Genomic DNA, 14,864 nt, shown 5'->3' on the forward strand with positions numbered 1-14,864 from the left:
CCGGCCTACCCGCGGCGGCCGGGGCGGGGGGGGCCCGCGCCCCCCAGCGCGCCCCCCCCCGCGTCCCCGCCGGGGGGGCCCCGCCCCCCCGGGGGGGGGGGGCCCCCCGCTCGCGTCGGCGCCCGCTCGCGTCGGCGCCCACCCCCGGAGGGGCCGGCTCGGCCGGCGCCTCAGCCGGCCAGTACCTTCAGGCGGCTCACCGCCTCCCCCAGCACGCTCACCCGCTTGCAGAACGCGAACCGTACGAAGGGCGCACCCTCCTCGCGGTGGTCGTAGAAGACGGCGTTCGGGATGGCGACCACGCCCGCCCGCTCGGGCAGCGAGCGGCAGAACGCGAAGCCGTCGGACTCGCCGAGCGGGCGGATGTCGGTGGTGACGAAGTAGGTGCCGGCCGGGCGGAAGACCGCGAAGCCCGCGTCCGCGAGCCCCGCCGCCAGCAGGTCGCGCTTGACCCGCATGTCCGCGCGGAAGTCGGCGAAGTAGCTGTCGGGCAGGGCCAGCGCCTCCGCGACCGCGTACTGGAACGGGCCGGACGACACATACGTCAGGAACTGCTTCGCCGAGCGCACCGCCGTGACCAGTCCGGGCGAGGCCGTGACCCAGCCGACCTTCCAGCCCGTGAACGAGAACGTCTTGCCGCTCGACCCGATGGTGACCGTCCGCTCCCGCATCCCGGGCAGCGTCGCCAGCGGCACATGCTCGGCGTCGTCGAACACCAGGTGCTCGTACACCTCGTCGGTCACGACGAGCAGGTCCCGCTCCACCGCCAGCTCGGCGATCGCGGTCAGCTCCTCGCGGGTGAGGACCGTGCCGGTCGGGTTGTGCGGGGTGTTGATCAGCAGCAGCCGGGTGCGCCCGGTGACCGCGTCGCGCAGCTCGTCCAGGTCGAGGCGGAAACGGGCCTGCTCGGGGTCCGGGCGCAGGGTGACCGGCACCCGCGTGGCGCCCGCCATCGCGATGCAGGCCGCGTAGGAGTCGTAGTACGGCTCCAGGGCGACGACCTCGTCGCCGGGCTCCAGCAGCGCGAGCAGGGTGGCGGCGATGGCCTCCGTGGCGCCCGCGGTGACCAGGACCTCGGTGTCCGGGTCGAAGGAGAGGCCGTAGCGGCGGCGCTGGTGGTCGGCGATCGCCGTGCGCAGCTCGGGGACACCGGGGCCCGGCGGGTACTGGTTGCCGCGCCCGTCCCGCAGCGCCCGCACGGCCGCCTCGCGGACCTCCTCGGGGCCGTCGGTGTCGGGGAAACCCTGCCCCAGGTTGATCGCGCCGGTCGTCGCGGCCAGGGCGGACATCTCGGCGAAGATCGTCGTCCCGAACTCGGCGAGACGGCGGTTGAGGAAGGGGCGCGCGGTGGAGGTCATGCCCGTCATCCTGCGCCGAAGCTCTGGAGTTCCTCAACTCTGCTTTGGCAGATGAGACAGGCGGGCATCCCCCGTGCACGTGGCGCTCAGACACCACGCGAGGCGCCCACGGGGGGCCGCTTCGGGGGACACGGAAGGAGGGTGACGCCATGGTCTTCGGCATCATCCTGGCGGTGATCGGAATCGTGCTCGTGGCGGCCCTGCTGGCAGGCGTCCGCACTCGCGGCGCCGCGAGGTCGTACCGCGGCGGCCGACCGCGCCGCTACAGCGCCGGCGGCAGCGCGGCCGGCGGTGGCGGTGGCAGCTGGTGGGCCGGCGGCGGAGACGGTGGCTCCGACGGCGGTCACCACGGAGGCCACTCCTGCGGCGGAGGGTCGTCCTGCGGGGGCGGCGGATCGTCCTGCGGCGGAGGCGGCGGATGCGGCGGAGGCAGCTGACACGGGGCAGCTGAGCTCCCCGCGGGGGGAGCCGCATCCGGACCGCGGGGCCCGAGCCGACCCACGGGCTCCGCGGTCGCACGGTCGGGGCGGCCGCATCGTCTACCCGCGCGCGCCCCTTTCATGTGGGGCGCGCGGATGCACGCCTGGGCCGCCTGGGGTACGCCATAGTTGAACAATTGAGCTGTGGACCCCCCGAGGGATGGAAACCCCACGAAGTTGGGTAAAAACGCTGTGGAGACACCGCAGTTCATGATTCCCTCTAGACGACCACGCAGCCCCTCGGACCCCTTCGGACGTCCCGTGCGGACGACCTTCCGGACCGGGCCGACCGGGGCCGTTCTCCCGGCTTCGACCGGGGTGCGCCGACCTGCCCCCTCCTCTCTTTGCGTCTCCGCGGAGCCGATCCATGCTCACCACCCTGAACACCTCCTACACCGACACGCGCGCGGCCGATCTCGCCTGGGCCCTGGGGCGGGAGCCGCTGCCCGCCCTCGCCACACTCGACCTCGAACTGTCCGCTGCCAGGTTGCAGCTGAGACTGCTCGGCGCCTCGCACCAGGTGCTGCTGGAGGAGGAGCAGGGCAGTTGTTCCGAGACGGTGGCCTGCATCCCCGGCAGCAGCACCCCGCTCCCGCTGGGCGTCGCCAAGCGGGTCGGCGACTGGGAGTACGAGTTCGCCGCGCGCGTCGAGGAGCTCTCGCCCGGCCAGTTCGCGGGCCGCGCCCAGGAACTCCTGGCCCTAGTCTCCGAGCACCCGCACGGCCTCGCCGGCGTCTTCCCCGGCAGCCCGCACGCCTTCACCGCCCTGCTCGCCCACCGCAGCGACGGCCAGGTGCACTGGCGCACCTGGCACGCCTACCCGCAGGACGGACAGCTGGTGGCGACCAGGACGAGGGTGGGTGTCCGGGTCCGGTCGGGCGATCCCGGCCTGTCCGTGAGCGCCTCCGCCCAGGGAGCCTGAGGCACCGGCGGCCCAAACGTCCGTTGCGCGAACGCCTCGGATTCCACACGTGTGGGTGACGAAGGGCAACCATGCCGTGACGTAACGTCGCAGTCGTGATCGAACCGCACGCACCGGCCCCGCCCGGTGTCCGACCGGACCGGAAGCCGCCCCCGCCGGGGCCCGCGCGGCTCCCCGTCCGGCCGGCCACCGGGCGGTTCCTGGTCCTCGCGTGCGTCTTCGTCTGCGCGGCCTGCGGTCTCGTCTACGAACTGGAACTCGTCGCCCTCGCCTCCTACTTGATGGGCGACTCCGTCACCCAGGCCTCCGTCGTGCTGTCCGTCATGGTCTTCGCGATGGGCATCGGCTCCCTCGCCGCCAAACGGCTGCGCCGGTTCGCCGCCGCCGGCTTCGGCGCCCTGGAGACGACCCTCGCGCTGGTCGGCGGGTGCAGTGCCATGGCGCTCTACGCGGTGTTTGCCTGGACCGGCGACTGGGGCGGCGTGTGGGCCCACGGCTCCCGTGTGCTCCTCGTCGCGTTCTCCCTCGCCATCGGCGTGCTCATCGGCGCCGAGGTGCCCCTCCTGATGGAGCTCATCCAGCGCATCCGCCGCCAGGACGCGGGCGGCGCGGTGGCCGACCTGTTCGCCGCGGACTACGTGGGCGCGCTGGTGGGCGGCCTCGCCTTCCCGTTCCTGCTGCTGCCCTTCCTGGGCCAGCTGACCAGCTCCCTGCTGACCGGCGGGGTCAACGTGGTGGCCGGGGCCGCCCTGGTCCTGGGCCTGTTCCGGCGCGACCTCACCTGCCGGGCCCGCTGTCTGCTGCTCGTCGCCAACATCACCGTCCTCGGCGTCCTCGCCTCCGCCGCCGTCCTCGTCGACGACTTCGAACGGGCGGCCCGGCAGGCGGTGTACGGCGACGACGTGCGCGTGGCGGTGCGGACCGGCTTCCAGGAGATCGTCCTCACCGGCGGCACCGACGGCCGGCCCCTCGACCTCTATCTGGACGGCCGGCTCCGCTTCGCCGGTCACGACGAGCGGCGGTATCACGAGGCCCTGGTCCGGCCCGCGATGAGCGGCCCCCACGCGCGCGTGCTGATCCTCGGCGGCGGCGACGGCCTGGCCGCCCGCGAGGTCCTCGGCCACCCCGGCGTGCGCCGCGCCGACATCGTCGCACTCGACCCCGGCCTGGTCCGGCTGGCCCGCACCGACCCGGGCCTGTCCCGCCTCAACGACCACGTCTTCGGCGACCCGCGCGCGCACGTCGCCACGGAGGAGGCCTTCCAGTGGCTGCGCGGGGCCGCTCCGGCGACGTACGACGTGGTCGTCGCGGATCTGCCCGACCCCGGCATGACGGCGAGCACGAAGCTCTACTCCCAGGAGTTCTACGGCCTCGCCCGCCGCACCCTCGCCCCGGGCGGCCGCCTCGTCGTGCACGCCGGCCCGGTCGCCGGCCGGCCGCGCGCGTTCTGGACGGTCGAGGCGACGATGCGCGCGGCGGGCCTGCACACCGCCGCCTACCGCGTGGACGGCCGCGACGCCGGCCGCACCGCGGGTCCCGACACCGCCGGCGGCTCCCGGGCGCCCCGCGACTGGGGCTTCGTCCTGGCCACCGCCGACACCCGCCCGCCGCTGCGCCTCGACCCGCACGAGCGGCCGCCGCGCACGCTGACCCAGGCGGAGCTGACGGCGGACGCGCGGGCGGCGGAGGCAACCCGGGTGACGGGGCTGCGGCCCTCGACGCTGGTGCACCCGCGGTACTGACCCGGCGCCGGGGGCGTATCACCGGCCGGGGCCGGGCGGAGCCGAATCCCGGTTTCGCCGGGTGCTTTCCGGTACCTGCTGGGTAGGCTCCGATGTCATGGAGCAAGAGGTGTTCGTTCCGGTTCCGGCCGAGCGGTTGAGAGCGGCTCTCGCAGATCCGGCGCAGGTGGCCCGGGCGGTCCCCGGGCTCCAGCAGGACGCGGGCACCGAGCCCGTCGCGGGACGGCTGAAGGTGCGGGTCGGCGGGCACACCATCACGTACCGGGGTGCCCTGCGTGTCTCCCCGCGCGAGGACGGTGCGTACGCCGTGGAGGGCGACGCGACCGAGGTGCGCGGCAGCGGGGTGGTGAAACCGATCCTCACGCTGTGGCTGCGGGAGACGGAAGCGGGCACGACACTCCGCTTCGAGGGGACGGCGTCGGCGGACGGCCGGATCGCGGAACTGCCGTCGGAGGCGGTGGACTCGGCGGTCGCCCGGCTGCTGAACCGCTTCGCGGCGAACCTGGCCGCGGAAACAGCCGAAACAGCGGGAAGAGCGGAAACAGGGGAAGCGGCAGAGGCGGCGGAAGCCGGGGAAGCCGGGGATGCGGACGCCCTGGACGACGCCGCCGATCACGTCGACGCGGGCGATGAGGTCGACGCGGGCGACGAGGTGGATGACGTCGATGACGTCGACGCGCCATCGGTCCCCGGGACCGTCTTCGAGGCGGAGGTGTCGCCCGCCGGGCTCGAGGATCTCGCGGGGCCCGGAGAGCCGCCCGCCGAGGCCGCGCACGCGCGCCGGACGATGATCGGGCGCAGCGCCGAGGAGGTGGACCACGCCCCGCCGCGCGGGCGCTACGCGCCGGTCCCGGCCCCGCAGACCGTCGTACCGAACAGCACGCTGCGATGGGCCGCTCCGGCGGCCGCACTGGTCGTGGCGTCGGCGATCGTGGTGGGCAGGGCGCTGCGCCGACGCGGCTGAGGACCGACACGTCCACGCGGTCCGACCACGCGGCCCGGTGCCTCGCCCGGCATCTCGGCCGGTCCGCCACCGCGCCGGTCGGACCGTCCCAGTAGGGTCGTCCCGTGAGTGACGAAGACATCACGCTGACCGCGGGCGACGCGGAGGTGACCGTGCAGCCGGGCAACGGCGGCCGGGTCGGTGGGCTGCGCGTCGGCGGCCTCGAACTGCTGCGCCAGGGAGAGCGTTTCGGGTGCTTCCCGATGGTCCCCTGGTGCGGCAGGATCCGCGACGGCCGTTTCCGGGACGGCGGCACCGTCCGCCAGATGCCCCTCAACGCCGCGCCCAACGCCATCCACGGCACCGTCCGCGACGGTGCCTGGAAGGTGGCGCGGCGGACCGCCGACGAGGTCGTCCTGACGTACGACCTGGTGGAACCCTGGCCCTACCCCGGCCGGGTCACCCAGGTGGTCACGCTGACCGAGGACACCCTGACCCTCGCGATGGCCGTGGAGACGCACGGCTCGTCCTTCCCGGCGCAGATCGGCTGGCACCCCTGGTTCAACCGCAACCTCGGCGGCCCGGACGACCAGGACGTGCGGGTCTCCTTCGAGCCGGCGTGGCAGGAGGAGCGCGGCGACGACCATCTGCCGACCGGCAACCGGATCGAGCCGAAGCCCGGCCCCTGGGACGACTGCTTCGGCATGCCCGGCGGTGTCGCCGTCGGCCTCACCTGGCCGGGCCGGCTGGAGCTGAAGGTGACCAGCCCCGAGGAGTGGGTCGTCGTCTACGACGAGCAGGAGACGGCCGTGTGCGTGGAGCCGCAGACCGGCCCGCCCGACGGCCTGAACACGCTTCCGCGCCTGGTCACGCCCCTGGAGCCGCTGGAGGCGACCACCGCCTGGCACTGGACCCGGCTCTGAGCTCGGCCTTCCTGGCTTCGCCTCTAAGCTGGGCGGCATGACGGACGTACGTGGCGCGCTGCTGCAGCAGATCAAGGACAAGGCCGTGGTGCACGGCAAGGTGACCCTGTCGTCGGGTCTGGAGGCGGACTACTACATCGACCTCCGCCGCATCACCCTCGACGGGGAGGCCGCTCCGCTGGTCGGGCAGGTGCTGCTCGATCTGACGGCCGAGCTCGACTTCGACGCGGTGGGCGGTCTGACCATGGGCGCCGACCCGGTGGCCGGCGCCATGCTGCACGCGGCCGCCGCGCGCGGGAAGAAGCTGGACGCCTTCGTCGTCCGCAAGGCGGCGAAGGCGCACGGGCTCCAGCGGCGGGTCGAGGGCCCGGACATCAAGGGCCGGCGCGTCCTGGTGGTCGAGGACACCTCCACCACCGGCGGTTCGCCGCTCGCCGCGGTGGAGGCCGTCCGCGAGGCGGGTGCCGAGGTCGTGGCCGTGGCGACGATCGTGGACCGGGCGACCGGCGCCGACGAGAAGATCCGCGCGGGCGCGGGCGTGCCGTACCTGTTCGCCTTCTCGAAGGATGAACTGGGTCTGGACTGACGGGCCGTATTGACCTGCACTTGACCGGGGCGTGGACCAGGCATGGACCATTCGCCCAGGTCTGGAAAGATGGGGCCGACGATGACGTCGCACCCCAGGTCTAGGTCAGGGCCGTAGTACGCAGATCGACAGATCGCCAACCCGCAGATACCAAGGAGCGGACAGATGCCCATCGCAACCCCCGAGGTCTACAACGAGATGCTCGACCGGGCGAAGGCAGGCAAGTTCGCCTACCCGGCCATCAACGTCACCTCGACGCAGACCCTGCACGCGGCACTGCGCGGCTTCGCCGAGGCGGAGAGCGACGGCATCATCCAGATCTCCACGGGTGGCGCCGAGTTCCTGGGCGGCCAGTACAGCAAGGACATGGTGACGGGCTCGGTCGCCCTCGCCGAGTTCGCCCATGTCGTCGCCGAGAAGTACCCGGTCACCGTCGCGCTGCACACGGACCACTGCCCGAAGGACAAGCTCGACGGGTACGTCCGTCCGCTGCTCGCGGTCTCCGAGGAGCGCGTGAAGGCCGGCCGCAACCCGCTCTTCCAGTCGCACATGTGGGACGGCTCCGCCGAGACGCTGGCCGACAACCTCGCCATCGCGCAGGAGCTGCTCGCCCGCGCCGTCGCCGCGAAGATCATCCTCGAAGTGGAGATCACCCCGACCGGCGGCGAGGAGGACGGCGTCTCCCACGAGATCAACGACTCCCTGTACACGACGGTCGACGACGCGGTGCGCACCGTCGAGGCTCTGGGTCTGGGTGAGAAGGGCCGCTACCTGCTGGCCGCGTCCTTCGGCAACGTGCACGGCGTGTACAAGCCGGGCAACGTCGTGCTCCGCCCCGACCTGCTCAAGGAGCTGAACGAGGGTGTCGCCGCGAAGTACGGCAAGCCGGCCGGCTCCCAGCCGTTCGACTTCGTCTTCCACGGCGGCTCGGGTTCCACCGCGGAGGAGATCGCGACCGCGCTGGACAACGGCGTCGTCAAGATGAACCTCGACACGGACACGCAGTACGCCTTCACGCGTCCCGTCGCCGACCACATGTTCAAGAACTACGACGGCGTCCTGAAGGTCGACGGCGAGGTCGGCTCGAAGAAGACCTACGACCCGCGGACCTGGGGCAAGCTGGCCGAGGCGGGCATGGCCGCGCGGGTCCTCGAGGCCACGCAGCACCTGCGTGCGGCGGGCCAGAAGATCAAGTAGTCCCCGAAGGCACCTCGGGAGTACCTCCGGACCTCTGGAGATCCCCCGGCGGTACTACGGGTACGGGTGAGCCCGGCGTCTGTCTACGGCGCCGGGCTCGCTGTATACCTGGGGGCATGCCTGATGTCCGGTTGGCCTCGCCGCAGGGCAAGTGGATCCTGCTCACCACCGTGCTCGGCTCCAGCATGGCCCTGCTGGACTCGACGGTGGTCAACGTCGCCCTCCCGCGCATCGGCCGCGACCTGGACGCCGACCTGGCCGCCCTCCAGTGGACCGTCAACGCGTATCTCCTGACGCTGGCCGGGCTGATCCTGCTCGGCGGCTCCCTGGGCGACCACTACGGGCGGCGCAAGGTCTTCGTGGTGGGGGTGGTGTGGTTCGCCGTCGCCTCGCTGCTGTGCGGGATCGCCCCGAACGCGGGCGTGCTGGTCGCCGCCCGGGCGTTGCAGGGGGTCGGCGGCGCGCTCCTCACGCCGGGTTCCCTCGCGCTCATCCAGGCCTCCTTCCACCCCGAGGACCGGGGGCGGGCGGTGGGCCTGTGGTCCGGGTTCGGAGGCATGGGGGCGGCCGTGGGGCCCTTCCTGGGCGGCTGGCTGGTGGACGGTCCGGGCTGGCGGTGGGTGTTCCTGCTGAACGTGCCGCTGGCGGTGGTGTGCGTGCCGGTGGCGCTGCGGCACGTACCGGAGTCGGACGGGCGGCCCGTCCGCTCGACCACGACCGCGACCGGGGGCGCCTCCGAGGGCGCGGCAGGGCGTCCGCACGGGCACTTCGACGTGCTGGGCGCCTTCCTGGGCGCGCTGGCGCTCGCCCTCGTCACCTACGCGCTGATCGAGGCCCGGAGCGGACCCGTAGGGGTCGTCACGGGGGCGGCGGTCGCGGGACTGGTCGCCGGGGTCGCCTTCGTGGCGGTGGAGCACCGCCACCCGGACCCGATGCTGCCGCTCGACATCTTCGCGTCCCGCCAGTTCACGGCCGTCAACCTGGTCACCCTGTGCGTGTACGCGGCCTTCGGCGGGTTCTTCTTCCTGTCCGCGGTCCAGCTCCAGGTCGTGGTCGGCTGGTCCGCCCTCGGGGCCGGTACGGCGCTGCTGCCGACGACGGTGCTGATGCTGCTGCTGTCCGCGCGCTCCGGTGAACTGGCCGAGCACATCGGGCCGCGGCTCCCGCTCACCGTCGGCCCGCTGCTGTGCGCCGCCGGGATGCTCCTGATGCTGCGGGTCGGGCCCGGCGCGTCCTACGCCACCGACGTCCTGCCCGCCGTCCTGGTGCTGGGCTTCGGCATGGTCGCGCTGGTCGCCCCGCTCACCGCGACCGTGCTGGCCTCCGTGGACGTCACCCGGGCCGGGGTGGCCAGCGGCGTCAACAACGCGGCGGCCCGCGCGGCCGGTCTCGTCGCGGTGGCCGCGCTGCCCCTGCTGACCGGGATGAGCTCGGAGGCGTACCGCTCGGCCACCGCCTTCGACGACGCGTTCCAGCGGGCCATGGTGCTGTGCGCGGGGGTGCTGGTGGTGGGCGCGGTGGTCGCCTTCACGACGGTGCGCCGCCCGGCCCCGGACTGCCGCAGGCCGGAGTGCAGGACGCACGGGAGCGTGCTGGCGCCGCCGCTGGAGGGCGAGCGGACGAAGGGGCGGCTGTCCTAGAAGCGTCCCGGGCACGACGGCTGTCCGGGTTTCCCCGGTAGGCCGGGGCCGAGGGCCCGCGGATGGCGCAGACTGGACGCATGTCCATTCACGAAAACCTCCTCGGGGGACCGCCCCCGACCCACCTCCCCGACGACCCCGAGCCGCGCGAGCTCCTCGCGAACGGCACGGCGCCCGCCGACGTCGCCGCGAAGTACCCGACGTCCTCGCTGGCCTGGGCCCAGCTCGCCGACGACGCGTTCGAGCGGGGCAGCGTGGTGGAGTCGTACGCGTACGCCCGTACGGGGTACCACCGCGGCCTGGACAGCCTGCGCCGCAACGGCTGGAAGGGCCACGGCCCGGTGCCGTGGGAGCACGAGCCGAACCGCGGTTTCCTGCGTGCCCTGCACGGCCTCGCCCGCGCCGCGCAGACGATCGGCGAGCAGGCGGAGTGGGAGCGCTGCTCGCAGTTCCTGAAGGACTCCTCGCCGACGGCGGCCCAGACCCTGGGTTAGCCGTCCACCTGTGTGTCCTTGCGGGGCCCGTCTGGTGTGACCAGGCGGGCCTTGCGTTTTTGGGACACCATTGCGCAGTATGTGCCGGTGGGGACCGGGGCCCCCGTGTCGGTAACGGCAGGGGCGGACCGCTACCCGGAGTACACATCAGGAGACAGCGATGTCCCAGCAGGCTCAGCCCCAAGAGGCTTCGGAGCCCGAGACCCCGCATCTCGACTTCGCCGGCACGACGCCGTACGAGGACTACGTCAAGGCGGACGTGCTCACCCACCTCCAGCACACCCTCTCCGACGATCCCGGAGAAATGGTCTTCCTGGTCACCACCCAGGTCATGGAGCTGTGGTTCACGGTCATCGTGCACGAGTGGGAGACCGCCGCGCAGTCGCTCCGCCAGGACCGGGTGCCGGTGGCGATCGACGCGCTGAAGCGTTCCGTCCGCGAGCTGGACGCGCTGAACGCGTCCTGGCGGCCGCTCGGGCAGCTGACCCCGGCGCAGTTCAACTCGTACCGCTCCGCGCTCGGCGAGGGCTCCGGCTTCCAGTCGGCGATGTACCGCCGCATGGAGTTCCTGCTCGGTGAGAAGTCGGCGTCCATGCTGGTCCCGCACCGCGGCGCGCCCCGTGTCCACGCGGAGCTGGAGAAGGCGCTGCACGAGCCGAGCCTGTACGACGAGGTGCTGCGGCTGCTGGACCGGCGCGGTCACGCGATCCCGTCGGCCGTCCTGGAGCGTGACATCTCGCGCCGGTACGAGCCCTCGGCGGAGGTCGAGGCGGTCTGGACGGCCGTGTACGCGGGTGACGAGGGTGACGAGATCGCGCGCCTCGGCGAGGCGCTGACGGACGTCGCCGAGCTGGTGTGGCGCTGGCGTAACGACCACCTCGTCGCCACCCGCCGCGCGATGGGCGCGAAGGCCGGCACGGGCGGCTCGGCCGGCGTGGCCTGGCTGGAGAAGCGCGCGCAGAAGAACGTGTTCCCCGAGCTGTGGACGGCCAGGTCCCATGCCTGAGCGCCCCGGATTCGAGCAACTCGCCTTCAGAGCGAAGGAGTTGGACGGCGGCGACGAGCTGGCGGGCAAGCGCGCCCAGTTCCTCCTCGACGACGGCGTCTACCTCGACGGCAACTCGCTGGGCGCGCTGCCGCGGTCCGTCCCCGGGCATGTGGAGGACGTCGTACGGCGTCAGTGGGGCGCGCTGAAGATCCGCTCCTGGGACGAGAGCGGCTGGTGGACGGCGCCCGAGCGGATCGGCGACCTGATCGCCCCGCTGGTGGGCGCGGCGGACGGCCAGATCGTGGTCGGCGACTCGACGAGTGTCAACGTCTTCAAGGCACTTGTGGGAGCGGTACGCCTGGTGGACGACGCCCGCGACGAGATCCTCGTCGACGCGACGACCTTCCCCACGGACGGCTACATCGCCGAGTCCGCGGCCCGTCTCACCGGCCGCACCCTGCGTGCGGTGACACCGGGCGAGGTGCCGGCGGCGCTGTCGGAGCGTACGGCCGCGGTGCTGCTCAACCACGTCGACTACCGCACCGGGCGGCTGCACGACCTGCCCTCGCTCACCGCCGCCGTGCACGCGGCCGGCGCGATCGCCGTCTGGGACCTGTGCCACAGCGCGGGCGCCCTGCCCGTCGGCCTCGACGAGCACGGCGTGGACCTCGCGATCGGCTGCACCTACAAGTACCTCAACGGCGGACCGGGCGCACCGGCGTACCTGTACGTCCGCCGTGGTCTCCAGGACCGGTTCGACTCACCGCTGCCCGGCTGGAACTCGCACGCCGAGCCCTTCGGTATGCGGGAGACGTACGAGCCGGCGGCAGGTGCCCCGCGCGGGCGGGTCGGCACCCCGGACATCCTGTCGATGCTCGCCCTGGAGGCGGCGCTCGAGGTCTGGGACGGGGTCTCGGTCGAGGCGGTGCGGGCGAAGTCGTTGGCCCTGACGGACTTCTTCCTGGAATGCGTCGCCGCGTACGTCCCCGAGGGGCGGGTCGAGTCGCTGACTCCGGTCCGTCACGAGGAACGCGGCAGCCAGGTGGCGCTGCGCTGCGAGGACGCCGGCGAGGTCATGAAGCGGCTGATCGGGCGCGGGGTCGTCGGCGACTTCCGCCGCCCGGACGTCCTGCGCTTCGGCTTCACCCCGCTGTACGTCGGGTTCGCGGACGTGGAGCGGGCGGCGCGGGTGCTGGCGGAGGAACTGGGCTGACCCGGCGGCCGGCCGGCGGATCCGGCAGCCGGACCCGGTCGGCTGAACGGGCCGGGTCCCCCGGGCGTACCCCTGGGTACGCCCAGGGGGATTCCCGGCGGTCGGGCCCGGCGGGACGGCGGAACAGCAGAACCGTTTATCTGGACCGGTTACCTCTCACCGTGCGTGACATCCGCGTGTCCGCGCACGTCACGGGCCTGATACCGTCCCGGCCAACGGCCGAATTCTCATCTGGTCCGCCAAATCCTTTTCGCCGCTGAGAGGTTGGAGCATGCCGGACGACGTTGTCGCAGCCCGGGCCGCCGCCGAGGAGGCGTCGGCCTTCGCGCATCCGCCCGTCGAGCCCGACGTCACCACGGCGTACGGCGATCACCCCGACCAGGTGATCGACTTCTACGTCCCGCGGGCACAGGTCGGCCCGGGCGGGTCCGTCCCGCTCGTCGTCGTGCTGCACGGCGGGGCCTGGCGGGCGCCGTACGACCGGCGGCACCTCACGCCCTTCGCGGACTACCTGGCGCAGCGCGGCTTCGCCGTGGCCAACGTGGAGTACCGGCGGGGTGCCGACAGCCCCAACCCGGAGGGGACATCCCTGATCGCGGGACGCTGGCCGGACACCTTCGACGACGTCGCCGCGGCCCTCGACGCGCTCCCCGCCCTGGTCCGGGAGGCCGTGCCGCAGGCCGACGCCCGCCGTACGGTGCTCACCGGTCACTCGGCGGGCGGCCACCTCGCGCTGTGGGCGGCGTCCCGGCATGTCCTGCCCGCCGACGCACCCTGGCGCACCGGGGGCTCCGCCTCGCTGCGGGGCGTCGTCGCGCTGGCCCCGATCGCCGACTTCGCGGTCGCCGAGAAGCTGGACATGTGCGGCGGAGCGGTCCATCAACTCCTGGGCGGAGAAGAGCAGTTCGGCGAGCGACGGCCGTACGCCGACCCCGCGCTGCTGTTGCCGACCGGTGTCGCGACGACCCTGGTCCAGGGCCGCACCGACCTGGTCGTCCCGCAGGCGGTCGCCGAGGCGTACGCGGACGCGGCGGCGAAGGCGGGGGAGGTGGTGGGTCTGACCCTTCTGGAGGACGTCGGCCACTTCCCGCTGATCGACCCGGCGGCGGACGCGTGCGCGGTGGTCGCGGAGGAGATCGCGCAACTGGCGTGGTAGCCGTGACCCCGGTCCGGCCGCGTGAAGTCCCCTAGGTCGTACCCGTAGTACCTGAGAGCTACGTCGAAGAAGAGCTCCTCAGCGGGACGCGAACGACGAGCGCCGATCCGTAACTTCCAAGCCAGTAAGGCCCGATGGCCGGGCGCTGTGGCGGGGGAGGGGCGGGATGGCGGAGCTTCGTTTTCGCGGGCGGTGGCGCCGTGCGAGGGAAACGCGTGGGGTGCGGTACTGGTTCCGCGCCCTGTCGGCCGTCCTCGTCACCGCCGCCGTGGTCGTCCCCCTCACCGCGGCGGCGGCCCGGCCGCGGATCCCTGCCCCGGCCCCCGCCGCCCTCGCCCCGCCGACGGCGGCGACACTGGAGCAGGCGTACGCCGCCAACCGGGCCAACGTCGCACTGGCGTCCCGGATGGCCGCCGCCCACGGGGACCGCCACCGTGCCGACGCCGAACGGGAGTTGGCCGCCCCGTCCCGCAATCTGCTCTCCTTCGACGGCCGGGGTTCCGGCCGGGCGGTCGAGGTGTTCGGGGACCTCGCACACGCCGAGCGTGTCGCCGTCCTCGTACCGGGCTCCGACACCTCGCTGGACACCTTCGGGCGCTTTCGCGCGGGAGCGGCCGCACTGCACCACCGCCTCTCCGGACAGTCGGCCGCCGGCTCCCGTACGGCGGTGGTGGCCTGGCTCGGCTACACCACCCCCGGCACGATCAGCGCCACCGTGATCACCCCGGACCGTGCCGAGGAAGCGGCCCCGGACCTGCGGGAGTTCCTGCGCGAACTGCGCTCCGTCACCGCAACGGGCTCCCGGTTCACCCTCCTGTGCCACTCGTACGGCACGGTGGTCTGCGGCCGCGCCGCCCCGCACCTGGACGTGACGGATCTCGTCCTCCTCGGCAGCCCGGGCACGGGTGCGGTGTCGGCGGCCGACCTGCGCACCCGTGCGCGGATCTGGGCGGCCAGGGGCGCCGACGACTGGGTGGCCGACGTCCCGCACGTCAGCGCCGACCTGTTCGGCACGACGGTCGGCTTCGGCACCGATCCCCTGTCCCCGTCGTTCGGCGCCCATGTCTTCGCGGCGGGCCCCGGCGGCCACAGCGACTACTTCAGGCCGGGTTCGCCCTCCCTGGCCAACATCGCCCGGATCGTCCTCGGCGAGACCTCGGAGGTCACCGGTGCGTGAGACACGGGAGCGTGCGGCAGCGGTGCGTGAGACACGAGAGGGTGCG

At 73.3% G+C, this 14,864-nt stretch carries 14 protein-coding genes; 13 read left to right on the plus strand and 1 reads right to left on the minus strand.

Annotated features, from left to right (window positions below; all coding sequences use genetic code 11):
• Positions 1 to 170: 170 nt before the first annotated feature.
• Positions 171 to 1,367 carry a pyridoxal phosphate-dependent aminotransferase gene (locus ACFVYS_RS12755; RefSeq protein WP_389501469.1) on the minus strand — a complete coding sequence of 399 codons (1,197 nt, stop codon included), beginning with the start codon at positions 1,365 to 1,367 and terminating at the stop codon, positions 171 to 173.
• Positions 1,368 to 1,507: 140 nt separating this feature from the next.
• On the opposite strand from ACFVYS_RS12755, the gene ACFVYS_RS12760 reads away from it, so the two are divergent.
• The 13 genes from ACFVYS_RS12760 (at position 1,508) to ACFVYS_RS12820 (ending at position 14,818) form a co-directional block, all read left to right on the plus strand.
• A complete protein-coding gene (locus tag ACFVYS_RS12760; protein WP_389501471.1) occupies positions 1,508 to 1,795 on the plus strand; it encodes a hypothetical protein in 288 nt (95 codons plus the stop codon).
• A 409-nt stretch (positions 1,796 to 2,204) separates the two neighbouring features.
• Positions 2,205 to 2,759 (plus strand): DUF2617 family protein, encoded by a 555-nt coding sequence (locus tag ACFVYS_RS12765; protein WP_389501473.1) that lies wholly within the window; start codon positions 2,205 to 2,207, stop codon positions 2,757 to 2,759.
• 95 nt (positions 2,760 to 2,854) lie between these two features.
• Positions 2,855 to 4,501 (plus strand): polyamine aminopropyltransferase, encoded by a 1,647-nt coding sequence (locus tag ACFVYS_RS12770; RefSeq protein ID WP_389501475.1) that lies wholly within the window; start codon positions 2,855 to 2,857, stop codon positions 4,499 to 4,501.
• A gap of 97 nt (positions 4,502 to 4,598) precedes the next feature.
• Entirely contained in the window at positions 4,599 to 5,465 is an 867-nt protein-coding gene (locus ACFVYS_RS12775; protein ID WP_389501477.1) for an SRPBCC domain-containing protein, read from the plus strand.
• Positions 5,466 to 5,569: 104 nt separating this feature from the next.
• Positions 5,570 to 6,367, plus strand: a complete 798-nt coding sequence (locus tag ACFVYS_RS12780) for an aldose 1-epimerase (RefSeq protein WP_389501479.1) — start codon at positions 5,570 to 5,572, stop codon at positions 6,365 to 6,367.
• Positions 6,368 to 6,404: 37 nt separating this feature from the next.
• Positions 6,405 to 6,953, plus strand: a complete 549-nt coding sequence (pyrE, locus tag ACFVYS_RS12785; protein WP_389501481.1) for an orotate phosphoribosyltransferase — start codon at positions 6,405 to 6,407, stop codon at positions 6,951 to 6,953.
• 165 nt (positions 6,954 to 7,118) lie between these two features.
• Positions 7,119 to 8,150, plus strand: a complete 1,032-nt coding sequence (gene fbaA / locus ACFVYS_RS12790; protein WP_389501482.1) for a class II fructose-bisphosphate aldolase — start codon at positions 7,119 to 7,121, stop codon at positions 8,148 to 8,150.
• 116 nt (positions 8,151 to 8,266) lie between these two features.
• Entirely contained in the window at positions 8,267 to 9,790 is a 1,524-nt protein-coding gene (locus ACFVYS_RS12795) for an MFS transporter (RefSeq protein ID WP_389501484.1), read from the plus strand.
• 80 nt (positions 9,791 to 9,870) lie between these two features.
• The gene (locus ACFVYS_RS12800) at positions 9,871 to 10,284 is read left to right on the plus strand and encodes a DUF3151 domain-containing protein (protein ID WP_389501486.1); all 414 of its coding nucleotides are present in this window, start codon (positions 9,871 to 9,873) and stop codon (positions 10,282 to 10,284) included.
• Positions 10,285 to 10,444: 160 nt separating this feature from the next.
• Entirely contained in the window at positions 10,445 to 11,290 is an 846-nt protein-coding gene (locus ACFVYS_RS12805; protein WP_389501487.1) for a tryptophan 2,3-dioxygenase family protein, read from the plus strand.
• Positions 11,283 to 12,485: a kynureninase gene (gene kynU, locus ACFVYS_RS12810; RefSeq protein ID WP_389501489.1), complete on the plus strand. Its 1,203-nt coding sequence runs from the start codon at positions 11,283 to 11,285 to the stop codon at positions 12,483 to 12,485. The genes ACFVYS_RS12805 and kynU overlap by 8 nt, the downstream gene beginning before the upstream one ends.
• A gap of 271 nt (positions 12,486 to 12,756) precedes the next feature.
• Positions 12,757 to 13,641 carry an alpha/beta hydrolase gene (locus ACFVYS_RS12815; RefSeq protein WP_389501490.1) on the plus strand — a complete coding sequence of 295 codons (885 nt, stop codon included), beginning with the start codon at positions 12,757 to 12,759 and terminating at the stop codon, positions 13,639 to 13,641.
• A 166-nt stretch (positions 13,642 to 13,807) separates the two neighbouring features.
• The gene (locus ACFVYS_RS12820; protein WP_389501491.1) at positions 13,808 to 14,818 is read left to right on the plus strand and encodes an alpha/beta hydrolase; all 1,011 of its coding nucleotides are present in this window, start codon (positions 13,808 to 13,810) and stop codon (positions 14,816 to 14,818) included.
• Positions 14,819 to 14,864: the final 46 nt, after the last annotated feature.

It is taken from the genome of Streptomyces sp. NPDC058295 (genome assembly GCF_042880655.1).
In the GTDB taxonomy this organism is placed as follows: domain Bacteria; phylum Actinomycetota; class Actinomycetes; order Streptomycetales; family Streptomycetaceae; genus Streptomyces; species Streptomyces coriariae.